Source organism: Mycolicibacterium neoaurum ATCC 25795 (assembly GCF_000691525.1).
Lineage (GTDB): Bacteria > Actinomycetota > Actinomycetes > Mycobacteriales > Mycobacteriaceae > Mycobacterium > Mycobacterium neoaurum.
In genome coordinates this window covers 12,541-36,680 of sequence record NZ_JMDW01000021.1, presented here as the reverse complement: position 1 = coordinate 36,680, position 24,140 = coordinate 12,541, and the positions used below count along the sequence as shown (strand labels likewise).

Sequence of the window (24,140 nt, the reverse complement as noted above, 5' to 3'; positions counted from 1 at the left end):
CGACTGCGCTCCGCCTCGGCCAACTCGGCAGCAAGCTCGTCGCGGACCTCGGCACTGAGCATGTTGGTGAATTCCCCTCGAAACCTGTTGCGTGAAGCCTTGCGGGCCGTCGATGAGCCCATTGTGGGCTGATCGACGCGACGCGATCTCCGGAGGTCCACTCAACGGACGTCTTGTAGTTCACATTCGACCCAGGTGTCCCGCTCTCCGGTATCAGGGATGAGTTTCGCGAGTCGATCGTGTGAAATCGGTGCATGACAATCGACTACCGCGAGAGCCAGCGTGAGATCAGTACCCCCTCGGGCGTGCTGCGCTACCACGAAGCCGGCGACGGTCCTCCCCTGCTGCTGTTGCACGGTTCCGGTCCCGGTGTCACTGGTTGGCGGAACTACCGCGGCAATCTCGCGTTCTTCGCCGAGCACTACCGTTGCCTGGTACTGGAGTTCCCCGGTTTCGGTGTCAGCGATGACTTCGGTGGCCACCCCATGCTGGACGCGCAGGGCGCCGTCGTGCAGTTCGTGGATGCGATGGGTCTGGAGAAGGTCGACGTCATCGGCAACTCCATGGGCGGTGGTGTCGGCATCAACTTCGCCACCACACATCCCGGCCGCGTCGGCCGGCTGGTGACCATCGGCGGTATCGGCACCAACATCTTCAGCCCCGGACCCAGCGAAGGCATTCGGCTGCTGCAGGAGTTCACCGAGGATCCCACTCGACAACGGCTGGTCGACTGGCTGCGCTCGATGGTCTACAGCGAGTCCCTGGTGACCGAGGAGCTCATCGAGGAGCGTTGGTCGCTGGCCACCGATCCGGAGACGCTGGCCGCAGCGCGGCGTATGTACGGCAAGAAGGCGTTCGCGGCGATGATGGACATGATGCGCAACGCCGACTTCCCGCTGCCGTGGGCGACCATGCACAAGGTCGTTGCCCCGACGCTACTGACCTGGGGTCGTGATGACCGAGTCAGCCCGCTGGACATGGCATTGGTGCCGATGCGAACCATCCCCAATGCCGAGTTACATGTGTTTCCCAACTGCGGTCACTGGGTGATGATCGAAGCGAAGGCGGCTTTCGAGCGGACGGTGCTCGCGTTCCTCACGAAAAGCGACGCCTAGCGCGCCGGTAACCGAGGAATCGTGCGGTGTACCGCGGCAACATCGCCGCGGGCAACCGCGCGGGCCACGAGTCCGGACGGAAGTAGGCATCGGAACCACCGTCGACGAAAATGACGCTGCCACAGAGAAAATCAGCGGCATCCGAGAGCATGAACACCATCCATTCGGCGAGTTGGCCGGGGTCACCGAAGCCACCGACCGGCACCGGGAATGTGGTGATTGCTTTGGCTTCGGTCGGATCGGCCAACTGTTCTTCCAGCAGCGGTGTCATGACGGCGCCCGGGGCCAACGCGTTGAGACGGATACCCACGCCTGCCCACTGCGCGGTGACCGCGTTCCGACGCACCCACCGTGCCACCGCGATCTTGGAGGCCGCGTAGATCATCGGCGCGGAACGGCCGCCGAACATCCGCACGGCCCGCATTGCCTGCTCGATATCGCCGTCGAGCAATGCCCGCACCGCACGACGCGGCACCAATGGGGTGACCGTGGTCGAATTGCTCGATACGACAACGATCTTGGCTCGTTCGGCACGGGCGAACGCCGGCAGCAGCGCGGTCAACAGATCGGTGACTCCGAAGTAGTTGACCTCGGCGATCAACCGGTCCCGCCCCGGGATGGGTCCAAGCCCGGCGGCGAGCACGGCACCATCGAGGACACCCCCGCAGAGTTCAAGCACCCTCTGCACCGCCGTGGCACGCCCCGCATCGGTGGACAGGTCGGCGATCACCTCGGCATTCCTCAGATCGACTCCGATCACCGAATGACCTGCGGCATAGAGCCGCTCGGCTGCAGCACGACCCATTCCCGAGGCCGATCCGGTCACCACATAGGTACCCATGAAATGAAGTCTCCGTTCACTGCGATACGAATGGCCCGTCCACGGCTACGCCTTCTGTGTCAGCCCGGCATCGACCACCAATTGGGTACCGGTGATGTAGCGGGCCTCTTCAGAGCTCAAAAAACACACCGCATTGGCCACATCGACCGGGTCCACCCAGGGAACGGGCAACAGATTACGTGCGGTCAGAATCCGCGCCGCATCCGCTTCGGTCGGGTTCTCGATATCCGGGCACAGCCGGCGGTAGGTCGCCTCGTTGCGGACCATTGCGGTGCCGACGGCGCCCGGATGCACCACGTTGACGCGGATGTTCAAGGGCCCGAGCTCGTTGGCCAAGCTGCGTGCCAGCCCGACCACGGCGTGCTTACTTGCGGTGTAGTGGGCCGAATTCGCTGTTCCGCGCAATCCGTTGGTGGATCCAATGATGACGATCGATCCCCCGTTCGGGTTGAGGTGCGCCACAGTCGCCTTCACGGTGTGCCAGACGCCCGTGAGGTTGACGTCCAACGTGTCCGCCCACGCCCGAGCGCTCAGTTCCCGGGTCGGCGCACCGGCGATATGAATGCCCGCGTTGGCCACCACGATGTCGAGGCCACCCAAATCCGTGACCCCGGCCGTCACCACCGCCTGCAGTGAGTCGAGATCGCGGACGTCGGCGTGGCCCTTGAAGCAGCGTCTCCCCCGCTCGGTCACGGCTTCAACAGTGCCGGCCAACTCGCCCACGTCACCGGTATCCACGGCGATCACATCGGCGCCGGCATCGGCCAGGCGTTCACAATGCACCCGGCCGGTGCCGCGCGCCGCACCCGTGACGACCGCGACCATGCCGGCCAGGTTCGGCATCACGACCCCTTCAGCAGGTTGAATCCCTTGTAGCCGGCGTTCGCCACGTCGGCGCAGATACCGAGGTAGGTCGCGAACCCCCCGATGAACAGCATGAAGACCCGGGGTTTACCGGGCACATTGGCGCCCATGTACCAGGAGTTGGCTTTGGGGAACAACGTCGCGTCGGCCCGCCTGTTGCACTCGGCTACCCAGTCATCGACAGCGTCGGTGGTGGCTTCGATGGCGGCCACCTCATGTTTGTCGAGATAGTCGATGGCATCGGCGATCCAGTTGATATGCGCTTCGGCATGCAGCACCATATTGGCCAATACCGCAGGTGCGCCGGGCCCGGACACTAGGAACAGATTGGGAAACCCGTCCACTCCCAGGCCGAGGTAGGTGCGTGGCCCGTCTGACCAGTTCTCGACGAGCCTACGGCCGTTGCGGCCGATGATGTCGATCTTGGCCAGGGTGCCGGTCATGGCGTCGAAACCCGTTGCCAGCACGATCGCATCGACGTCGAAATGGGCTGCTGTGGTGTTGATGCCGGTGCTGTCGATGGATTCGATGGGCGTCGCCCGCACACTGACCAGTTCGACGTTCGACCGGTTGAAGGTCTGGAAGTAGTTGGTGTCGGTGCAGATACGCTTGGTGCCTATCGGGTGATCCGTCGGGATCAGCAGTTCGGCGACCTCGGGATCATCGATGACGGCGCGAATCTTCTCCTCGTAGAACTTGCGTGCCTCCTCGTTGGCCTCCATATCGGTCATCTGATCCGCGAAGGTTTTCGAGAACAGCACACCGCCCAGCTGCCAGCGTTTCTCGAAGGCCTCGCGGCGTTCGTCGGGCGTGGCCTCCATCGTCATCTTCGGATGTGCCACATGCGGTGAGCCACCGCCGCTGCGCCAAGACATGCGTCGCCGCTCATCGTAGGTAGCCTTGGCCTGGTTGATCTCGTCGGCGCTGAGCGGCCGATTGCCCGCCGGCACGCTGTAATTCGGGGTGCGCTGGAAGACATAGAGCTGCGATGCCTGCTCGGCGATGATCGGGATCGACTGAATGCCTGAGGAGCCGGTGCCGATCACGGCGACCCGCTTACCGGAGAAATCGACGCCGCCGTGCGGCCAGTGAGCAGTGTGGTACACCTCGCCGCCGAATCCGTCGAGACCCTCGATGTTGGGCTTCAGCGGAGACGACAGCGGACCCGTGGCCATCACGACGAAGCGGGCAATGACCGTCTCACCGGTATCGGTGGTGACGGTCCAATGCAGCCCATCTTCGTCGAACTCCGCTGAAATGACCCGTGTGTCGAACGTGATGCCCGACCTGAGATCGAGTTTGTCGGCCACCCACTTGATGTAGTCGAGGATCTCGCGCTGGGTCGCGTACTTCTCCGTCCAGGTCCACTCCTGCTGGAGTTCGTCGGAGAACGAGTAGCAGTAGTCCAAGCTTTCCACATCGCAGCGGGCACCCGGATATCTGTTGAAGTACCAGGTGCCCCCGACCTCGGGTGCCGCCTCGAAAACGCGTACCGACCTACCCTGCTGCCGGAACTTGTGCAGGGCGTAGAGGCCGCCGAAGCCGGCACCGACCACCACAATGTCAACACGATCTTCAGTCCCAGTCACGCCAGAAACGCTAGGACCTCCCCGCGCGTCGAGGTCCGGCCCTTCCCGGTCAACGGTCATCGAAAGATGGGCTTTTCGTCCCAGCCACCGGTAGCACCTCCGGACAACCAGTCGAAAGTCGAGCAGGATCCCGGGCCATGAGCGACGTCGAAACCGATAGCCGCACCGCGGCCGCGCCCCGCGCAGTGCCCCTGACCGTCACTGATGTCGTCGAGGAGAGTCGCGACGCCAAATCCTTGGTGTTCGCCGTCCCCGCCGAACACCAGACAAAGTTCGACTACCGACCGGGCCAGTTCCTGACATTGCGCATCCCGAGTGAACGAACCGGATCGGTGGCACGCTGCTACTCGTTGGCCAGTTCTCCGCACACCGATGACGCACCAAAGGTGACGGTGAAGCGTACCTCCGGCGGGTACGGATCGAACTGGTTGTGCGACAACGTATCCGTCGGCGATATCATCGAATCACTCCCGCCTTCTGGCATATTCACGCCCCGCGACCTGCACGGCGACTTCTTGCTCTGGGCCGCAGGTAGCGGTGTCACCCCGGTGATGTCGATTCTCAAGTCGGTGCTCGTCGCGGGTACCGGGCGGGTGGTGTTGTGTTACGCCAACCGCGACGAGGCATCGGTGATCTTCGCAGCCGAACTGCGGGCTCTCGCGGCGCGCTATGCCGGTCGGCTGACTGTGATGCACTGGCTCGAGTCGATCCAGGGCCTGCCGACCCTGGCCCAGCTGAACAACTTCGCCCGGATCTACTCCGGTTACCAATCGTTCATCTGCGGACCCGCACCGTTCATGGCGGTGGTCAAGGAGGCCCTCACCGCGGCCGGATTCCCGCGGGACCACATCCATTTGGAGGTCTTCCAGTCCCTCGATGGCGATCCTTTCGCCGAAGTGACCATCGAGGACCTGCCATCCGACGGACAGGGCGCCGAAGCCGAGATCTCCATCGACGGCGCGGTGCACCACCTCACATGGCCGGCGGGTCGCAATCTCGTGGACACCATGATCGCGGCCGGCATCGAGGTGCCCTACTCGTGTAGGGAAGGCAACTGCGGGTCGTGCGCAGCCACGGTCGTGGAGGGCCAGGTCGACCTCGGGAATGCGGAGATCCTCGAGGAAGAGGACATTGCCGACGGGTTGTTCCTGGCCTGTCAGGCCAGCCCGCTGTCGAATTCGATCAAGGTGGAATTCTAGACATGTCGGTGCGCAGCGCCGGGCGCGATTCGCGTCCGCTCACCGGGAAGGCAGCTGCGTAGCCTGTCCGACAAGCCCCACCATCGTAGGTATGACACAACGCGTTATCGACAGCCTTGCCGACGTCGCAGACCAGCTGCGTGAACAGGCTGAGGAAGCCGAGAAAATCGGTAAGTTGACCGATGACACGGTCAAGACGATGAAGCAGCTCGGCAACATCCGCCTGCTACAACCGAAGAAGCACGGCGGCATGGAGGTCCATCCTCGTGAATTTGCCGAGACGGTGATGGCGACCGCGGCGCTCGACCCGTCCGCCGGCTGGATCAACGGGGTGGTCGGTGTCCATCCCTATCAGCTCGCCTACGCCGACCCCCGCGTCGGCGCAGAGATCTGGGCCGATGATGTCGACACCTGGGTCGCCTCGCCCTACGCCCCCCAGGGTGTCGCCGTTCCGGTGGATGGTGGCTACATCTTCAACGGCCGCTGGCAGTTCAGCTCGGGTACCGACCACTGCGATTGGATCTTCCTCGGCGCGATGATCGGCGATGCCGAGGGTAAGCCTTTGATGCCTCCGCAAATGCTGCACATGATCCTGCCGCGCAAGGATTACGAGATCGTCGAGGACTCCTGGGATGTCGTGGGCCTGCGTGGCACCGGGTCCAAGGACGTCATCGTCAAGGACGCCTTCGTGCCGAGCTATCGGACGATGGACGCCATGAAGGTGATGGACGGCACCGCCCAGCGCGAAGCCGGCATGACCGAGACGCTGTATCTGATGCCGTGGTCGACGATGTTCCCGCTGGGCATCTCCTCGGCAACCATCGGCATCGCCGAGGGCGCCCTGGCCGCCGCGTTGGACTACCAGCGCTCACGGGTGAATTCCAGCGGCGTCGCCATCAAGGACGACCCCTATGTGATGTATGCGATCGGTGAGGCCGCCGCCGATATCAACGCCGCCCGTCAGGAACTGCTGGCCAATGTCGACCGGATCTACGACATGGTCGACGCCGGCAAGGAGGTGTCCTTCACCGACCGTGCCGCCGGTCGGCGCACCCAGGTCCGCGCGGTGTGGCGCGCAGTGTCCGCTGTCGATGAAATCTTCGCTCGCTGTGGTGGTAACGGCACCAGGATGGACAAACCGTTGCAGCGATACTGGCGCGATGTCCACGTCGGTCAGGCGCACGCCATCCACGTTCCCAGCACCGTCTATCACGCATCGGCGTTGAGCTCCCTCGGCGTGGATCCCCAGGGCCCGCTGCGGGCGATGATCTAGGAAGGCACAGACACCATGGGTTTGATCAAGAGCCTCGGCTACGTGACCGTGCAGGCGACCGATATGCGTCGCTGGCGCCAATTTGCCTTCGACGTCCTGGGTTTCGCCACCGGAAGCGGACCCGACCCTGATTCGCTGTATCTGCGGATGGACGAGCGCGCTGCGCGCATCATCGTATCTCCCGGTGATACCGACAAGATCGTCACCGTCGGCTGGGAGGTCCGCGACGCCGCGGACCTCGGCGAGGTCAAACGCAGGCTGGAAGCCGCCGGTACCCCCTACAAGGAGCTGTCGCTGGCCGAGGCCGACAATCGCCGGGTCGAAGAAGTCATCGCCTTCGAGGATCCGGCCGGTACCTCGCTGGAGGTCTTCCACGGAGCGGTGCTCGATCACAGCCCGATCGTGACGCCGTTCGGTGCCCGGTTCGTGACCGGAGAACAGGGTCTGGGTCATGTGGTGCTGCCCGCGCTGGATGTGCCCGGGATGTTCGACTTCTACACCGAGGTCCTTGGTTTCAAATCCCGCGGGGCATTCCGGGTGCCGGTGCCGCCGGAGTTCGGCCCGGTCCGGGTGCGCTTCCTCGGGGTCAACCAGCGCCACCACAGCCTGGCACTGTGCCCCGCGGCGACATTGCGCGATCCGGGCCTGATCCATCTCATGGTCGAAGTCGACACCCTCGACGCCGTGGGCCAAGCGCTGGACCGCATCAGCTCCGATGGCTTCCAGCTGTCCTCCACGCTGGGGCGCCACACCAACGACAAGATGGTGTCGTTCTACGTCCGGGCGCCCGGGGACTGGGATATCGAGTTCGGCACCGAGGGCATGCGTGTCGACGAGAATTACTACACCGCCGAGGAAATCACCGCCGACAGTTACTGGGGACACAAGTGGGTCGACGACCTCCCCGCCGCGATGCGCCCATGACGAGCGATATCGTTCCACTCGCCGAGGCCGAGATCGCCCGATGGGACCATGACGCCGACGTCGTCATCGCCGGCTACGGCGTGGCCGGGGCGGCGGCGGCCGTCGAGGCCGCGCGAGCCGGGTCCGATGTGCTCGTACTGGAGCGCACCGGCTCGTGGGGTGGTGCGGCATCCATGGCGGGCGGATTCATCTATCTCGGTGGCGGCACGTCGTTGCAGAAGGCCTGTGGTTTCGAGGATTCGGTCGACAATATGGCCGCCTTCCTGAAGGTCGCCATGGGACCGGGTGCCGACGAGAAGCGTATCGACGACTACTGCGCGGGCAGCGTCGCCCATTTCGACTGGCTCGTTGGCTGCGGGGTGACGTTCAAGGCGGAGTTCTTCGGTGAGCCCGGCTGGGAGCCGATGGGTGATCAAGGCTTGATGTATTCCGGTGGCGAGAACTCGTTCCCGTTCAACACCATTGCGACTCCCGCGCCGCGCGGTCACATCCCCCAGATGTCGAACAAGAAGCAGGGCGAGGCGTCTGCCGGTTACATGCTCATGAAGCCGCTCGTCGAGTCGGCGGCCGCGGCCGGCGCCCGCGCGCTGTATGACGTTCGGGCGCAACGTCTTGTCGTCGCCGCAGATGGCCGGGTCGTCGGCGTGGTCGCGCGCCGGTACGGGAACGATGTCGCCATCCGCGCGCGGCGCGGGGTGGTGCTGGCCACCGGCAGCTTCGCCTACAACGAAGCGATGGTGGCGCAGTACGCGCCGCGCATCGCGGGCAGGCCGGCGGCCTCGATCGAGCAGCACGACGGCCGTGCCATCCAGATGGCGCAGGCGCTCGGCGCCGACCTGGCCCATATGGACGCCACCGAGGTCGCGATCTTCGCCGACCCGCAGCAGCTGGTGCGCGGAATCCTGGTCAACGCCCGGGGGCAACGCTTTGTCGCCGAAGACACCTACCCGGGACGCATCGGCCAGCTGACGCTGTACCACCAGGACAATACGGCGTATCTGATCATCGACGGTGACGCGCAGGAAGCGGCAATGGCGTCGTTGTCGCCGCAATTGATGTTGCGGCCGCCGACCTGGGTCGCCGACACCGTAGCCGAACTGGAATCGGAGATCGGTTTGGCTCCGGGCTCGTTGCAGTCCACGGTCGCGGCCTACAACGCGGGCGCGGCGCGCGGTGAGGACCCCCTGCTGCACAAGAAGCCGCAGTGGATCAGACCTATCGGTTCCCCGGTCGGCGCCATCGATCTGCGCGAGAGCACCGGAGGGTTCACCCTCGGCGGTCTCTGCACGACACTCGACGCCGAGGTGCTGCATGTCAGTGGCGAGCCCATACCTGGGTTGTTCGCCGCCGGGCGGTCTGCCGCCGGACTCGCCGCCTGGGGCTATGCCAGCGGCGTCTCGCTCGGCGACGGCAGCTTCTACGGTCGCCGGGCCGGTCGCAGCGCAGCGTCGGCCTGACCGTCGGCGACACGCCGAGACGCACAAGTTTCACCATCAACCTGGGTCGGTGAAGGCCCACGTCAAGCCGGGTTGTGCGACAGCACGCCCGGCTTTTGGCGTCGTTGTGCGCTGAGATTCGACCCAACTATGTGACAGCAACCACAGCGGTGTGATAGTCCTATATGAGTATTAGGCATATGCCTAATAGGAATATGAATACCCCGGAGGACCACGATGACCGTGACCATCGACAGCCCGCTCGCACCTGCCGGCAAGGCCACCGCCGAAACGCCGAGCGCCGTCATCGACCGGGTCTCCCTAGTGCTCGACGCATTCGACGGTCCCGGGCGCCTGACACTGGCACAGATCGTGCGCCGTACCGGATTGCCGCGCTCCTCCGCCCACCGGATGCTGGAGCGCCTTGTCCAGCTGCGTTGGCTGCGCCGCTCCGGCCGCGACTACGAGTTGGGGATGCGGCTGGTCGAACTCGGCTCGCTCGCGGTCCACCAGGACCGGCTGCACAAGGCCGCGATTCCGATGCTGCACGAACTGCACGCCGCCACCGGACTGGTCGTGCACCTCGCCGTGCTGGAGGGCTCGGATGTGGTGTACATGGAAAAGGTCGGCAACCGGTTGACCGCCGCCATCCCGACCCGGGTCGGCGGGCGCCAGCCCGCGCATTGCGCCGCCGTCGGCAAGGCGATGCTGGCCTTCACCGGCGAACCGGACCTCGCGGCAGCGACCGCATCCACCCTCCCCCGACGCACCAAGTACTCGATCTCCACGGCCGCCCAGCTGCGCGCCGAACTGGCCAAGGTCCGTTCACACGGCGTCGCGTTCGATCGCGAAGAATCGGTACCCGGGTTCGGCTGCGTGGCAGCCCCGATCGGCGACCCAGGCGAGGCGGTCGCCGCGGTATCGGTGTGCGGGCCGATGGGGCAGATGAAATTCGACCAACAGCTCGTCGCACCGGTGCGCATGGCGGCCATGGGGATCTGGCGCGCGGTGGAGGGCGGCCCGATGCGCGTGGCACCGACACTGCAGCAGATGCGCCCGCTGCGCGGCGGCCCGATCAATCAGACGGCGGTGCGGACCTCGACCCTGCAGCCGGCATGAGCGACGCTTGCGGAGCGAATCGACAAGCCATGAGCGACGCTTGCGGAGCGAATCGACAAGCCATGAGCGACGCTTGCGGAGCGAATCGACAGTGATGAGCGATAAACTCGACCCGCAGATCGCCGCCATGATCGAAGCGCTGGACTCCGGATTCCCGCCGGTACACACCATGACCGGTGATCAGGCCCGCGCGGCGATCCGCTCGAGGATGGTGGCGGTGACCGATCCCGAGCCGGTCGCGGCGGTGGAGGACCGTGAGATCGCGGGACCGAACGGTCCGGTGACCGTGCGCATCTACCGGCCCGAAGCCGCGGACGGCACAGGCCTACCGACGCTGGTCTATGCCCACGGTGGCGGCTGGGTGTTCTGCGACCTGGACAGCCACGACGGGCTGTGCCGGGACTTCGCAAATCGCCTGCCCGCCGTGGTTGTTTCGGTGCACTATCGGCGCGCGGCCGAAGAGGGCCAGTGGCCTGCGGCGGCCGAGGACGTCTACGCCGCGACCGTCTGGGCCGCCGAGAACATCACCGCGCTGGGCGACGATCCGGATGTCCTGCTGGTCGGCGGCGACAGCGCCGGTGGGAACCTCGCGGCGGTCACCGCCCTGATGGCACGCGATCGCAGCGGTCCCCGACTGGCCGGCCAGCTGCTGTTGTACCCGGTCATCGCCGCCGACTTCGACACCCCGTCCTACCGCGAGTTCGGTCACGGGTACTACAACCCGCTTCCCGCTCTGCGGTGGTATTGGGATCAGTATGTGCCCAACCCTGCCGACCGGACCGATCCGTACGCCTCGCCACTGCACGCCGACGATCTGTCGGGTCTGCCGCCGACGGTTGCTGTGGTGGCCGGGCACGATCCGCTGCGAGACGAGGGTATGGCCTACGCCGAGGCCCTGCGCCGGTCGGGAGTTCCGGTGGTGCAGCGCTATTTCGAGGGCGGTGTGCACGGTTTCATGACCATGCCGAGCCTGGACCTCTGTGAGAAGGCCCGCGCCCAGGCGTGTGCCTACCTCACCGGCATCATCAACGGTCAGGTCAACACATGAGCCACGTCACCGCCGGATGATTTTCCCGGCGGTGACGTCCATGGATTCGGCAGCGCCGTAACGCTGTTGCGGGTCGAGCACACAATGCGTTCGGCCGAATACCGTCACCATGCACCTGTTGTTGTGGTTGCAGCGACTGCGGGTGCCGGGATCGGCGATCATCTTGTTCACCAAGTCCGGCTCACGCAGCAGTGCCCGGCCCATCGCGACAAAATCGAAGCCCTCCCGCATTCCGGTCTCGATGTGTTCGCGGTTGGTGATGCCCCCCAACAAGATCAGCTTGGTGTTCTTCATGATCGGCACGAATTGCCGGGCGGCCGGCAGCATGTACAGATCTTCGTAGGGATAATTCCCCATCACTGCTTTGCCGAGGAGTCGTAGACCGGGCCGCACCATCGTCGGCATCACCTTGGCGAACTCACGCACCGGTACATCGCCGCGAAACAGGTACATCGGCCGGTAGACCGACGAACCCTGGGTCAACTCGATGGCGTCCAGGTTGGCGTCGATGTCGAGCAGCTGCACGGTGCGCAAAGCCTCATCGATCCAGATGCTGCCCGGCAGGCCGTCGTCCATATCGAGTTTGGCGATGATCGCCACCCTGTTCCCGACGACTTCGCGCACCCGCCGGGCGATCGCGCGGACCAGACGCGAGCGGTTGTCGATGTCTCCGCCGTACTCGTCTTTGCGGCGGTTGAGCAATGGGCTGAGAAATGAACTGGGCAGGTACAGATGACCGAAATGAAGTTCCACCGCGTCGAATCCGGCGTCGACCGCCACCCTGGCCGCGTCGCCGAACTGGTCGATGATCCCGGCGATCTCGTCACGACGAATCTCTCGGCAGTACGCGCCGGAGGACGGATTGATGAACCTGCTGGGCGCCAGCGGGGTGACACCTGTCAACCGCTTGTGTGCCACGACCCCGGCATGCCCGAGTTGCGCGGAGATACCTGCTCCTGCCGTGTGCACGGCATCGGTGAGCTGCCGAAGGCCGGGCAGCGCTTTATCGCTCATCACGATCTGGCCAGGCGCACTGGCCGCCTGCGGTGAGACACAGCAGTACGCCACGGTGGTCATTCCGATGCCACCCTCGGCGAAACTGCGATGAAAGTCGATCAGATCGGTGGTCACCAACCCCTCGGGCGATCGCCCCTCGGAGGTCGCGGCCTTGATGACCCGGTTACGGAGCCGGACGGGCCCGAGCTGTATCGGACTGAACGGATCTGGGCTGAGATCGGTCATCAGACCACGGTCGATCGACGCCCGCCCTGCGTCAACATGGGTTCCCGGTAACCGGGAGCGGCACGCCCTCATCGTGGTGGAGGCCATAGTGTCAGTGCCATGACAGACGGTGGGATCTTCGTCATCGACCGCGTGATCACCCGGCCCGGATGCGCCAGGGAGTTCGTCGACCGGTATCTGTCCGGGTACGCCCCCGGAGCCCGCCACCGGGGCATGACCCTGGTGAATGTGCTTGTTTCACCGCCTATCTGGTACGACACCGAATCCAACACCGTCACCGCCACCTGGACCCTGCCCAGCGCCCAGGCCTGGTGGGAAATGACATGGCAGGGTCGACCGGACCCGGAAGTCGGCGCCTGGTGGGACAGTGTCGCCGAACTCGTGCTGCAGCGGGAACGTGATGCGGCTGCCGCACATGATGACGTCGAAGGACTCTGCGATGTTTAACGTCACCCGGCTCATCGACATCAGCGAAGGCGCATGTGACCGCATCCGAATGGCGCTCACCCAAGCGGCCCGGCGTAGCGGGGCCCACCGCGCCCTGGTCTCCCCCACCCTGGCAGGCAGCCGCAACGGTGGAGATCTGCTGCTACACCTCCGCTTTGGTGAGAGCGACGAATGGGAGGCTGTCGCCCCCGAGGTCGCGGCCGTCCTGGCCGACCCCGCCGTGACCCGCATCAACGGTGCCGACTATCACGGTTCGCCCAACAGCATCGAGGGCCGTCCCACCGGCAGCGTCTACCGCGCGCTGTTGTTGCGGGTCGCCGAGGGCACCGATCCCGACATCATGGCTCGCTTCGAGGCCGACCTGCGATTACTGCCGGGCTATGTGTCCACCATCAGCACCTGGCAGTTGAGTCGGCCCGAAACCACCGTCGGCAACGCCTGGACCCACGTCTTCGAACAGGAGTTCACGGATGCTGACGGCATCATGGGCCCCTACTTGATGCACCCCATCCATTGGGCGGTCGTCGACCAGTGGTTCGATCCGGAGTGCCCGAAGGCCATTGTTCGCGAACGGGTCTGCCACAGTTTCTGCATCGACAGCGACCACGTACTGCGCTGACGCGGGCAGTCGCCGAAGATCAGATCCCGTCGGGCAAGATGTTCGGGTTCGCTGCGGCCGGCGGCGGCAGCGGCGGCAGCGCAGCGGTGCCGTCGAGGCTGTGCACCGTCAGATTCTGCGACCAGGGATAGTGCAGGCTGAATGCCACCAGGCCGGTGCGTTCGGCCGCGGGCAAGTGACACATCGCCAGCACCGTCTCGGCCAGGTACTCGACCGGCTCGGTCGGAAACGTATCCGGGATCAGGCTGGCAGCACCGGGCGTGCGCACGGCACTGGACGGCCCGACCACATTGACCGCGATGTTCGAGTCGAGCAACTCGGCGGCGACGCCCTGCGTGAAGCGGTGCAGCGCCGCCTTCATCGAGGCGTAGATGACGTCACCGGAAGTCTTGTTGTACTCCCGGTAGGGCCGAGCCGGCGCGAGTCCGGTGACCGAGCCGATGTTCACGATCCAACCGGCGCCCTGTGTGCGCATGTGCGGAACGGCACGCTGGATCAACACGAACGGCGTGCGGACGTAATGCTCTATGGTCCGTTCGAAGGTCGTCATCGGCATGTCCTCGATGACGGAGTAATCCGCGTATCCGGCATTGTTGACCAGGATGTCGAGTCGCCCGGTGTGCTCGACAACCTGATCGATCAGCCTTGCGCGCTGGTCGGCGTCCTCCAGATCGCAGGCGATACCGAAGGCCTTACCGCCGGCACCCTCGATCAGCTCGATCGTCTCGCCGATCGTTCCCGGCAACTCGGCGGTGGTTCCCGCCCGGGTGGACGCAGAAGCCCGATGAGACCGGGCGGTCACCGCCACCGTGGCTCCCTCGGCGGCCAGCCGCTGGGCGATGGCCCGCCCGATACCGCGGCTACTGCCGGTCACCAAAGCCGTTTTACCGTGCAGAATACCGCTCACTGGACGACGAGATCCTCTTCGTTGGGGGCACGGTGGCTCTGCCACACCTCGATGAGGCGGAACGGGAACGCCGTCACGATGCGACCGCCACCGGACCGGTAATAGGTGTGCGCGGTCGGCGTGTGACACCACACCGTCTGGGCCATCGCTTCATCGATGGAGCGCACATACTTCTCGAACGCCTCCGGGGTGACCTCGACGGTCTGCGCCCCGCGCTCCGCCATCAGCTGGAGGCACTCCATCACGTAGTGCACCATCACCTCGACACCGAAGTTGTGCCCCGCACCATGCCCCGGGCTGTAATTGGGCGCCGAGGAGATGAACATGTTCGGGAAGCCCGGCACCAGGCCACCACGGTAGGCGGCAGGGCTGTCACCCCAGACATCGACCAATTTGATGCCGTCGCGCCCCTCGATGTCGACGGTGGACAGGAAATCCAGGTGGTAGCCGGTGGCGTAGATGATGACATCCAGGTCGATCTGCCGGCCGTCCTGCGTGACGATACCGCGCGCGTTGACTTCGGCAGGCTCGCTTGCCTCGACATCGACGTGGTCGCGGGCCAGCGCCGCGTAGTAGCCACCCGGATCTCGGATTATGCGTTTACCGTACGGCGCGAAGTCCGGGGTCACCTTCTTCGCCAACTCCGAACCGGCGCCGAAGACCCGGTCGATGTACTCAAGACACATCTGCAGGAGCACATCATTGGCCGGCGAGATGGACAGATGATCGGCCGCCCATTCGGGATCGCGCACGATGACGGGATAGTTGTTGTCTGCCGTTCCCCAGAACGACTTGAGCCGATTCCAGTTGGCATAGAAGGGAACATGCGCGTTGAGATAGCGACGGTGTTCGGGTACGTCGTCGGTCAGACGCTTGCGCGGCGCGACCCAGTGGGGCTGACGCTGGAAGACCGTCAGGTGCTCGACCTCGTCGACCGAGGCATCCACGATCTGCACGGCGGTGCAACCCGCACCGATGATCGCCACCTTCTTGCCGCGTAGCGACAGCTCGGGGTCCCACTCGGCGGAGTGCACGCTCACCCCGGCGAAGGTCTCCCGGCCGGGCAGGTCCGGCCATCGCGGCCGATTCAGATAACCGGCAGCCGGCACAACGACATTGGCGTAGGAGACGTCGGATTTGCCGTCGGCACCGCGGCTGTGCACCTCCCACACCTTGCGGTCGGCGACCCAGCGTAACGCGGTCACCTCGGTGCTGAAGCGGGTCCGGTCACGCAAGCCGTACTTGTCGGCGACCGACTTCAGGTACTGCTGGTACTCGGGGCCTTGGGGGTAATAGCTCGACCACCCCCCGTTGATATCGCGAGACAATGAGTAGTAGGCCGACGGGGTGTCCACGCCGATTCCGGGGTACACCGCGGTGTACCAGGTGCCGCCGACCTCGTCGTTGCGGTCGATGATCTCGTAATCGATACCGGCGGCAGCGCACTCCAGCGCGGCGGCCATACCGGCTATGCCTGCCCCGATGATGGCGACCTTGAAACCGGTGGGCAGCTTCGCGGTGCGTGGCAGCACCGGCTGGGAGGCGTGAAAGCCGCCCTGCTCCAGCAGCAGTGGGATGTACTCCGGTCCCACCTCGGCACCCAGTGCCAGCGGTGCCACGGCGGCGAACAACTCGGGGTCGTCGAACGGCACGGCATCGGCGGGGCGCGGGTTCTGCATCGCGGCCACCACCGCCTCGACCAACTGAGTATGCGTTGCGGGGTCCGTGCTGCCCTTCTGCTCGGGCGGGTCCGGTGTGTACGAGATCTTTCCCGCATACCGGTCCACGATGCTGGCGTCACCGGTCAGCTGAGCCAGCACCGCCACCAGGATGCCGGCATCGGCGTTCGCGAGATTGGTGCGCAGTTCATCAGGGTCTGGCGATTTCTGGTCTGCGGTAACGGTCACAGCGATCGTCATCGATCCTCCTTGTTCTGGACCGAGTATGTGAGCGTCCGACGCTGTGCGAGGCACCGTCTTCTACTGAGCGGGACGTCGGCCGATCACAGCCGTCCGGCCGCCCCTACAGTCCAGCTCATGGATGATCTGAAGTCCGTTCTCGCCTCGGCACGAAGCCACGCCCTCGGCGATATCCCACGGCGCTCCGCGCGCAAGCATCCCGACAAGGTAGCGATCATCGACGGTGGCGTCAGCCTGACCTTCGCCGAGTTCGAACGACTCGTCGACCGGGCCGCAGCCGCGTTGGCTGACAACGGTTTCGGAGTCGGCGATCGAGTTGCCGTCCTGGCCCACAACTGCTGGCAGTACGCGGTGCTGGCGTTCGCCACGGCGCGCGCCGGCGTGGTGCTCGTCCCCATCAACTTCATGCTCACCGCCGCAGAGATCGCCTTCATCGTGCAGCACAGCAAGGTGACCGGGTTCCTGGTCGAGGCCGACCTGGTCCCGACAGCCGAGGCGGCGATGCATGCGGGCGCACCGGTTGCGGTGACTGCCGCGCTGGTGCTTCCCGGTCAGAGACCGCCTGCGGGCTGGCCGGACTTCGCACAGTGGCTAAACACCGACTCTCCGGCACCCAGTCCGCACATCGACGACGACCAGATGATCCGGCTGATGTACACCAGCGGTACGGAGTCGCAGCCCAAGGGTGCCATGCACTCGACGCGCAGCCTGATGGGCAACTACATCAGCTCCATCATCGCCGGATCGATGGAGGGCAGTGATGTGGAAATCCACTCGCTACCGCTGTATCACTGCGCGCAACTCGACAACTTCCTGATCACCGATATCTATCTCGGTGCCACCAGCATCATCCTGCCCAAGGCCGATCCCGAACTGGTGCTGCGCACCATCGAAAGGTACGGGGTGACAAACTACTTCGCCCCACCGACGGTGTGGATCTCGCTGCTACGATCGCCGGTGTTCGAACAAGTGGACCTGTCCAGCCTACGCAAGGGCTACTACGGGGCCTCCGCGATGCCGGTGGAGATCCTCGCCGAGATGCGCGAGCGGCTGCCGGAGCTGCGACTGTGGAACTTCTACGGGCAGACGGAGATGGCGCCGCTGGCATCGGCTCTGGGTCCTGACGAACAGGATGCTCACGCCGGATCCGCGGGCCGACCCGTCATCAATGTCGAGACCAGCATCCTCGACGACGACAATGCTCCGGTCGCTGCGGGAGTTGTCGGCGAGATCGCGCACCGCAGTCCGCATCTGATGTTGGGGTACCTCGACGACGAGGCCAAGACGGCCGAGTCGTTCCGTGGCGGCTGGTTCCATTCCGGCGATCTCGGTTACTACGATGCCGACGGGCTGCTGCACGTCGTGGATCGCAAGAAAGACATGATCAAAACCGGTGGCGAGAACGTGGCCAGCCGCGAGGTCGAAGAGGTCATCTACCGGCACGCCGGGGTCGAGGAGGTCGCCGTATTCGGCGTGCCACATCCGACCTGGGTGGAGTCCGTGGTGGCCGCGGTGGTCGCCAGGGACGGCTCCGAGCTGTCCGAGGACGATGTGGTGACCCACTGCCGTGCCCACCTGGCCGGATTCAAGACACCCAAACGGGTGTTCTTCGTCGAGGCATTGCCCAAGAATCCCAGCGGCAAGCTGTTGAAGCGGGTGCTGCGGGAGCGCTTCACCAGCGCGGCGCGAGTCCCCCGCTGAACCCATATCGACCGAGGCCGGCGCACACTTCCAACCCGGTGCCGACGTGCGGTAGCCCACAGTGACCGCTGGGCGGGAATCATGAGTTCTCTCCCCCTCTGCGCGCCATTACGGTGCGAATACAGATGTGGCCGTGTGCATGCCCGCACATGCGTGCCGACCGCGGCGGGACATGGCATCCGCAGGTGAACCGAGAGGACGTCAAGCTGTGACTGTTGCGCCGTACAGGGGTCGTATCGCCAGATTCGACGAGCCGGGTAAGCCGTTCGAGATCGAGACGGTCACCTTACCCGAGATCAAACCCGGTGAGATCCTGATCAAGGTGACTCGGGCCAACATCTGCGGTTCGGATGTGCACGCATGGCATGGCACTTTCGCCACCCGCGGTCTCGGCGGGCAGTTGCCCACCGTGTTGGGACACGAAATGGTCGGCGTGGTGGCGGCTTTGGGTGTGGGCGTATCCACCGACTCCAACGGAAAGCCACTGGCGGACGGCACCCGAGTGGTGTTCCCCTATTTCTTCTGCTGCCATACCTGCCGCAACTGCCTGGCCGGGCGCCGCAATGCCTGTCTGAACCTGAAGATGGCAATGTTGGGCCGCGCAGACGAGCCACCCTACTTTGTCGGTGGCTACGGCGACTATTTCGTTCTCCCCGCAGGCGCCGTGGTCTATACCGTTCCCGATTCGGTCTCCGATGACATCGCCGCCGGTGCCAACTGCGCTCTGTCGCAGGTGATGTACGGTCTGGAACGAGTCGATCAACAACTCGGCGAATACGTTGTCGTGCAGGGCGCAGGCGCCCTCGGGCTGTACGCGGTGGCGGTCGCCAAGGCTCGTGGCGCGGCGAAAGTCATCGCGATCGACGGTGTTCCCGAGCGCCTCGAACTGGCGACGGCGTTCGGCGCCGACGCCGTGATCAACATCACCGAGGTGACCGACGAGAAGGAACGTGCCAAGATCGTCCGGCGGCTCACCGACGGGCAGGGCGCCGATGTGGTGGTCGAGGTTGTCGGGCATCCGTCGGCCATCGACGAGGGCCTCAAGCTGCTCGGGCAGTTCGGCCGATACGTCGAGATCGGAAACATCAACGTGGGCAGGACCTTCGCGTTCGATCCGTCACGATTCGTGTTCTCCAACAAGACGATGGTCGGAGTGTCCCTGTACGACCCGGCGGTGCTGTCCCGCGCACTGGACTTCCTGGCCGCCTACCAGGACACGCTGCCCTTCGAACGGTTGGCCGCGGCCTGCTACTCCCTCGATGACATCAACGACGCGTTCGCCGCCGCCGAGGACAAACGTGACGTCCGCGCCAGCATCGTCCCCTGACCGGCCACCTGCCCAGACACCGAGTACCGGAGAGCGCCAGATGAGCAACCACAACTACGACCGTACCGAGCTCTACATCGACGGTGAATGGGTCCGCCCCGCCGGCAGCGACGTCATCGAGGTCATCAACCCCGCCACCGAGCAGGTGCTGGGCGTGGTGCCCAGCGCATCGGACGCCGATGTCGATGCCGCTGTGTCCGCCGCGCGCGCGGCGTTCGACCCGAACATCGGTGTCACCGAGCGGCGCGAACGCCTCGACGCAGTGATCTCGTCGATGGAGAAGCGGCTGCCCGATATCGCCGAGACCATCACTGCCGAGATGGGGGCACCGATCCGCGTCGCGCAGTCCGTGCAGACCCAGGTTCCACTGGCCGTCACACGTGGATTCGCCGACGCGCTGGCCACTTTCGAGTTCGAGGAACGAATCGGTAACTCGCTGGTCACGCGCGAACCTTACGGGGTGGTCGCGGCGATCACCCCGTGGAATTACCCGCTGTACCAGGTGGTGGCCAAGGTCATCCCGGCCATCGCCGCAGGGTGCACGGTGGTGCTCAAGCCCAGCAACGAGGCACCGCTCTCGGTGTTCGAGTTCGTCGAATCGCTGCATGATGCCGGCCTACCTCCCGGCGTGGTGAACCTGGTCTCCGGTCCGGGCCGGATCATCGGAGAGCGGCTGTCCGAACACCCGGACGTGGACTTCGTGTCGTTCACCGGCTCCACCGGTGTCGGGAGCCGAGTCGGTGAGCTGGCCGGCAAGACCATCAAAAAGGTGGCCTTGGAACTGGGCGGCAAGTCAGCGAACGTCATCCTCGACGGCGCCGACCTGACGACCGCGGTCAAGGTCGGCGTGGGCAACGCATTCCTCAACGCCGGCCAGACGTGCATGGCCTGGACCCGCATGCTGGTTCCGCTCGCCCGGTACGGCGAAGTCCTCGACATCGTCGAAGCCGCAGTCGCCAAGTACACCGTCGGAGACCCGTGGGATCCCGCGACCCGTGTCGGCCCGATCGCATCGAAGTCTCAGCAGGAAACAGTTCTCGGCTTCATCGAGCGCGCGCCGGGCGAGGGTGCTCGACTGTTGTGCGGCGGCGCCCAGAAGGTACGCGATATCGGCTATTACGTCGCACCGACCGTCTTCGCCGACGTCGATCCGCAATCCGAACTGGGTCAGGAAGAGGTCTTCGGCCCGGTGCTCTCCATCATCCCGTTCCGCGACACCGACGAGGCCCTGGAGTTCGCCAACGGCACGCCCTATGGACTGTCCGGAGCCGTCTGGGCCGCCGATGACGCCACCGCCGTCGCCTTCGCCCGACAGGTGCAGACCGGTCAATTGGATATCAACGGCGGCAAGTACAACCCGGCCGCTCCGTTCGGCGGCTACAAGAAGTCTGGTATCGGGCGTGAGCTCGGCCGGATCGGTTTCGAAGAATTCCTGCAGATCAAGTCGCTGCAGTTGCCGTAGATCCGACCCACTGAGAGCCTGGAGACATGACATGTCGGTAACCACCGAGCCACTCCGCATCACTTCCGACGGGGCGGTGCAGACGTGGACCATCAACCGTCCCGAGCAGGGTAACGCCATCACCGGCAAGGACATCATCGCGGCCTTCGAGACCGCAGCCGAACGGGCCAACGCCGACACCGGCGTCTGTGCGGTCATCCTCACCGCGGAAGGCAAGATCTTCTCCGCGGGTGGCAACGTCAAGGAGATGGCCGACGGTCGGGGTATGTTCGGCCTCGCACCGATCGAACAGCGGTACGCCTACGTCGACGGCATCCAGCGCATCCCGCGTGCGCTGGGCCGGCTCGAGGTGCCTTTGATCGCCGCAGTCAACGGTGCTGCCATCGGGGCGGGCTGTGATCTGGCGATGATGTGCGATATCCGGATCGCCTCCGAACGCGCCTCGTTCGCCGAGAGTTTCGTGCAGCTGGGCCTGATCCCCGGTGATGGTGGCAGTTGGTTCCTGCAGCGTGCCATCGGTTACGAGCGAGCTGCCGAGATGAGCTTCACCGGTGACCGGATCGACGCAGTCACGGCACTGGACTGGGGCCTGGTGAGTCGCGTTGTCCCTCACGTTGATCTGCTGACCGCGGCGAAGGACCTCGCCGACCGCATCGCGAAGAATCCGCCGCATGCGCTGCGGATGGCCAAGAGGTTGCTCGGTGAATCGCGCACCGGCCCATTGGAATCGACATTGGCGATGGCGGCGGCCATGCAGCCGTTGGCGCACGCCGATACCGAGCACCGTCAGCGCATCTCGAAATGGCGGACCTCCTGATGGCCCGTTCGCGACTCGTTCCACCCGCGAGCACCGACCGCGCAGGCACCGCCGCGCTGCGGGCCGAAGTTCGCGCCTTCCTGACGGCCCAATTGTCCGCCGGTTCCTTCGTCCCGACCGTCGATGCCTGGCTGTGCGGATGGGACGAGGATTTCACCAAGGCGCTGGCCGAGCACGGCTACCTGGGTATGACGGTTCCCCGAGAGTATGGCGGCCATGGCCGTTCACATATCGAGCGGTTCGTCGTGACCGAGGAACTGTTGGCGGCGGGAGCGCCGGTGGCGGCACACTGGATCGCCGACCGTCAGATCGTTCCGGCCCTGCTCAAGAACGGCACCGAGGCCCAGAAGCGGGAGTTCCTACCGAAGATCGCCGCTGGGGACTGCTTCTTCGGCATCGGGATGAGCGAGCCCGACTCGGGATCCGACCTTGCCAGTGTGCGCACCAAGGCCACCCCCGTCGCCGGCGGCTGGGCGCTGACGGGCACCAAGGTGTGGACCTCGGGCGCGCATCGCGGCCACGCCTTCATCGTGCTGGCCCGCACAGCACCGGTCGACCCCGCGCACCGTCATGCCGGGCTGAGCCAGTTCATCGTCCGTTTCGATGGGCCCGGAGTGCAGGTGCGCCCCATCGTCTCGATGAACGGTGGGCATCACTTCAACGAGGTGATCCTCGACGAGGCATTTGTGGCCGAAGACATGGTGTTCGGCGAGATCGGCAACGGATGGCAACAGGTCACCTCGGAGCTCGCCTTCGAGCGCAGTGGGCCCGAACGGGTGTTGTCGACCTTCCCGGTGCTGAGCGCGATCACCGGAAGCACGTCACGGCGGGACATCTCACCCGGAGCAGAGCTGGGGCGGCTGGTGGCGCGGATCGCCGGGCTGCATCAGATGTCGACTGCGGTCGCCGGTGCGCTCGAACGCCACGAGCCCGCCGATGTGCCGGCGGCGGTGGTCAAACTCCTCGGCACCACCACCGAGGGCGACATCGCCGACTTCGCCGATCTGCGCTTCGGTGACGAGACCACCGTGGATCCACACGTGCGGGCGTTGGTTTCGGTTGCGGTCGATCAGCGGCCTGGCTTCACCCTGCGGGGCGGAACGACCGAGGTACTGCGCGGCGTGGTCGCGCGTGGATTGGGGATGCGATGACGATCTCGGAGACCGGCCACCAGGCCGAGAGCGTGGGTACCGCTGTCGACACCGATCTGATCGACATGATGGACGCGGTGTTCGCGGCGCAGCGCACGGGGCACGGGGCCCCCGCGACGGTGGGCCATGACGCCGAGTTGTGGTCGCGCCTGGATGATTTGGGGTTGGTACGGCTGACCGGACCCACCGAACACGGTGGTAGCGGAGCGGGCTGGGCCGAGGCCGCCGAACTGATCTCGGCGGCCGTCCGTCACGGCGTGCGTGCTCCCCTGGCCGAGCACGACCTGCTGGCCTGCTGGCTGCTCGAGGCGGCCGGACTACCCTGCGACGAGACGCTGCGCACGGTTTGCATGCTCGACGCTGCCGGCACCGCCACCGGCGTGCCATGGGCGCGGGCTGCCGATCGCATCGTCGTGGTCTTCGGCGATGTTGACGGCGGCACTGAATTCCGTCTCGCCGATATCGACGCGGCCAGGTTCACGATCACTCCGGCGACAAATATGATCGGCGAACCGCGTGACAACATCGCCACCGATATCGGGGCGTTGCACGCTGACAGCCGTACCATCGACAAGGCTCTGGTCGATCGGTTGCGCTGGAAATCGGCGCTGGTGCGCTCGATTCAGATCTGTGCAGCACTGGACAGCGCACTGGATCTGACCATCGAGCACACGTCCTCGCGGGTACAGTTCGGGCGTTCGCTGTCCAAGTTCCAGGCCATCCAGCACATGGTCGCCGATATCGCGGCCGAGGCGGCACTGGCGCGGGCGGCCACCGAGGCCGCCGTGAACGTCGCGATCACCAGCGACTGGACGGCCGACAATCTCAGCTTCCTGGTGGCAGTGGCGCGGTCATGTGCCGGGCATGCCGCTTCGGTGGTGGTGCGCAACGCACATCAGGCGCATGGCGCGATCGGAACCACCGTTGAGCACCGGCTGCACGAATTCACCCGCGCCGCACTGGCGTGGCGTTCGGAGTACGGGTCGGTGACCTATTGGGACCAGGCCGTGACGCGAGCCGCCGTGGCGGCGGGTGCAGCGGGGCTGTGGCCGCTGATAGCCGACTGAGCCAAGTGCTGTTTGGTGTTCCACTGACCGGTCACGACGGTGTCCGCGGCCACCCGACAACGGTTGACTCGAT

21 protein-coding genes are annotated in these 24,140 nt (G+C 65.3%); 15 read left to right on the top strand and 6 right to left on the bottom strand.

Annotation, left to right across the window (positions count from 1 at the left end; all coding sequences use genetic code 11):
- Positions 1–254 precede the first annotated feature (254 nt).
- A complete protein-coding gene (locus IC40_RS0124210) occupies positions 255–1,115 on the top strand; it encodes an alpha/beta fold hydrolase (protein WP_030137247.1) in 861 nt (286 codons plus the stop codon).
- Here the strand turns inward: IC40_RS0124210 and IC40_RS0124205 are convergent.
- Genes IC40_RS0124205 through IC40_RS0124195 form a run of 3 tightly spaced genes read right to left on the bottom strand, consistent with a single transcriptional unit; the run spans position 1,096 to position 4,409 of the window.
- Positions 1,096–1,956 (bottom strand): SDR family oxidoreductase, encoded by an 861-nt coding sequence (locus tag IC40_RS0124205; RefSeq protein ID WP_030137246.1) that lies wholly within the window; start codon positions 1,954–1,956, stop codon positions 1,096–1,098. The two genes, IC40_RS0124210 and IC40_RS0124205, sit on opposite strands and share 20 nt — an antisense overlap.
- A 45-nt stretch (positions 1,957–2,001) precedes the next feature.
- On the bottom strand, positions 2,002–2,799 hold the full coding sequence (locus IC40_RS0124200) for a mycofactocin-coupled SDR family oxidoreductase (RefSeq protein ID WP_030137245.1): 798 nt from the start codon (positions 2,797–2,799) through the stop codon (positions 2,002–2,004).
- Positions 2,799–4,409, bottom strand: coding sequence for a flavin-containing monooxygenase (locus tag IC40_RS0124195; RefSeq protein WP_030137244.1), 1,611 nt, complete (start codon positions 4,407–4,409; stop codon positions 2,799–2,801). Before IC40_RS0124195 ends, IC40_RS0124200 begins: the two co-directional genes overlap by 1 nt.
- 137 nt (positions 4,410–4,546) lie before the next feature.
- Between IC40_RS0124195 and IC40_RS0124190 the strand changes: the two genes are divergently transcribed.
- The 6 genes from IC40_RS0124190 (at position 4,547) to IC40_RS0124165 (ending at position 11,408) form a co-directional block, all read left to right on the top strand.
- Positions 4,547–5,608: a ferredoxin--NADP reductase gene (locus tag IC40_RS0124190; RefSeq protein WP_030137243.1), complete on the top strand. Its 1,062-nt coding sequence runs from the start codon at positions 4,547–4,549 to the stop codon at positions 5,606–5,608.
- Between the two features lie 91 nt (positions 5,609–5,699).
- Complete coding sequence (locus tag IC40_RS0124185) at positions 5,700–6,881, top strand: acyl-CoA dehydrogenase family protein (protein WP_030137242.1); 1,182 nt, start codon at positions 5,700–5,702, stop codon at positions 6,879–6,881.
- Positions 6,882–6,896: 15 nt separating this feature from the next.
- Entirely contained in the window at positions 6,897–7,805 is a 909-nt protein-coding gene (gene bphC, locus IC40_RS0124180; RefSeq protein WP_030137241.1) for a biphenyl-2,3-diol 1,2-dioxygenase, read from the top strand.
- Positions 7,802–9,262 (top strand): FAD-dependent oxidoreductase, encoded by a 1,461-nt coding sequence (locus IC40_RS0124175; protein WP_030137240.1) that lies wholly within the window; start codon positions 7,802–7,804, stop codon positions 9,260–9,262. The genes bphC and IC40_RS0124175 overlap by 4 nt, the downstream gene beginning before the upstream one ends.
- Positions 9,263–9,478: 216 nt before the next feature.
- On the top strand, positions 9,479–10,360 hold the full coding sequence (locus tag IC40_RS0124170) for an IclR family transcriptional regulator (protein ID WP_030137239.1): 882 nt from the start codon (positions 9,479–9,481) through the stop codon (positions 10,358–10,360).
- A gap of 94 nt (positions 10,361–10,454) precedes the next feature.
- On the top strand, positions 10,455–11,408 hold the full coding sequence (locus tag IC40_RS0124165) for a LipP1 family hormone-sensitive lipase (protein ID WP_030137238.1): 954 nt from the start codon (positions 10,455–10,457) through the stop codon (positions 11,406–11,408).
- A 6-nt stretch (positions 11,409–11,414) separates the two neighbouring features.
- Here IC40_RS0124165 and IC40_RS0124160 read toward each other — a convergent pair whose 3' ends face one another.
- On the bottom strand, positions 11,415–12,650 hold the full coding sequence (locus IC40_RS0124160) for an NADH:flavin oxidoreductase (protein WP_030137237.1): 1,236 nt from the start codon (positions 12,648–12,650) through the stop codon (positions 11,415–11,417).
- A 99-nt stretch (positions 12,651–12,749) separates the two neighbouring features.
- On the opposite strand from IC40_RS0124160, the gene IC40_RS0124155 reads away from it, so the two are divergent.
- Positions 12,750–13,097, top strand: a complete 348-nt coding sequence (locus IC40_RS0124155) for a hypothetical protein (protein WP_030137236.1) — start codon at positions 12,750–12,752, stop codon at positions 13,095–13,097.
- Positions 13,090–13,716: a Dabb family protein gene (locus IC40_RS0124150; protein WP_030137235.1), complete on the top strand. Its 627-nt coding sequence runs from the start codon at positions 13,090–13,092 to the stop codon at positions 13,714–13,716. Before IC40_RS0124155 ends, IC40_RS0124150 begins: the two co-directional genes overlap by 8 nt.
- 19 nt (positions 13,717–13,735) lie before the next feature.
- On the opposite strand, the gene IC40_RS0124145 is transcribed toward IC40_RS0124150, so the two are convergent.
- Positions 13,736–14,623 (bottom strand): SDR family NAD(P)-dependent oxidoreductase, encoded by an 888-nt coding sequence (locus IC40_RS0124145; RefSeq protein ID WP_030137234.1) that lies wholly within the window; start codon positions 14,621–14,623, stop codon positions 13,736–13,738.
- Positions 14,620–16,542: a flavin-containing monooxygenase gene (locus tag IC40_RS0124140; RefSeq protein WP_030137233.1), complete on the bottom strand. Its 1,923-nt coding sequence runs from the start codon at positions 16,540–16,542 to the stop codon at positions 14,620–14,622. The genes IC40_RS0124145 and IC40_RS0124140 overlap by 4 nt, the downstream gene beginning before the upstream one ends.
- Positions 16,543–16,659: 117 nt before the next feature.
- Here IC40_RS0124140 and IC40_RS0124135 point away from each other — a divergent pair, with 117 nt between their 5' ends.
- The 6 genes from IC40_RS0124135 (at position 16,660) to IC40_RS0124110 (ending at position 24,067) form a co-directional block, all read left to right on the top strand.
- Positions 16,660–18,243 carry an acyl-CoA synthetase gene (locus IC40_RS0124135; protein ID WP_030137232.1) on the top strand — a complete coding sequence of 528 codons (1,584 nt, stop codon included), beginning with the start codon at positions 16,660–16,662 and terminating at the stop codon, positions 18,241–18,243.
- 172 nt (positions 18,244–18,415) lie between these two features.
- Positions 18,416–19,570 carry a zinc-binding dehydrogenase gene (locus tag IC40_RS0124130; RefSeq protein ID WP_420892000.1) on the top strand — a complete coding sequence of 385 codons (1,155 nt, stop codon included), beginning with the start codon at positions 18,416–18,418 and terminating at the stop codon, positions 19,568–19,570.
- 40 nt (positions 19,571–19,610) lie between these two features.
- Positions 19,611–21,032, top strand: a complete 1,422-nt coding sequence (locus tag IC40_RS0124125; RefSeq protein ID WP_030137230.1) for an aldehyde dehydrogenase family protein — start codon at positions 19,611–19,613, stop codon at positions 21,030–21,032.
- A 31-nt stretch (positions 21,033–21,063) separates the two neighbouring features.
- Positions 21,064–21,849 (top strand): crotonase/enoyl-CoA hydratase family protein, encoded by a 786-nt coding sequence (locus tag IC40_RS0124120; protein ID WP_030137229.1) that lies wholly within the window; start codon positions 21,064–21,066, stop codon positions 21,847–21,849.
- The gene (locus IC40_RS0124115; RefSeq protein WP_030137228.1) at positions 21,849–23,000 is read left to right on the top strand and encodes an acyl-CoA dehydrogenase family protein; all 1,152 of its coding nucleotides are present in this window, start codon (positions 21,849–21,851) and stop codon (positions 22,998–23,000) included. The genes IC40_RS0124120 and IC40_RS0124115 overlap by 1 nt, the downstream gene beginning before the upstream one ends.
- The gene (locus IC40_RS0124110) at positions 22,997–24,067 is read left to right on the top strand and encodes an acyl-CoA dehydrogenase family protein (RefSeq protein WP_030137227.1); all 1,071 of its coding nucleotides are present in this window, start codon (positions 22,997–22,999) and stop codon (positions 24,065–24,067) included. Before IC40_RS0124115 ends, IC40_RS0124110 begins: the two co-directional genes overlap by 4 nt.
- Positions 24,068–24,140: the final 73 nt, after the last annotated feature.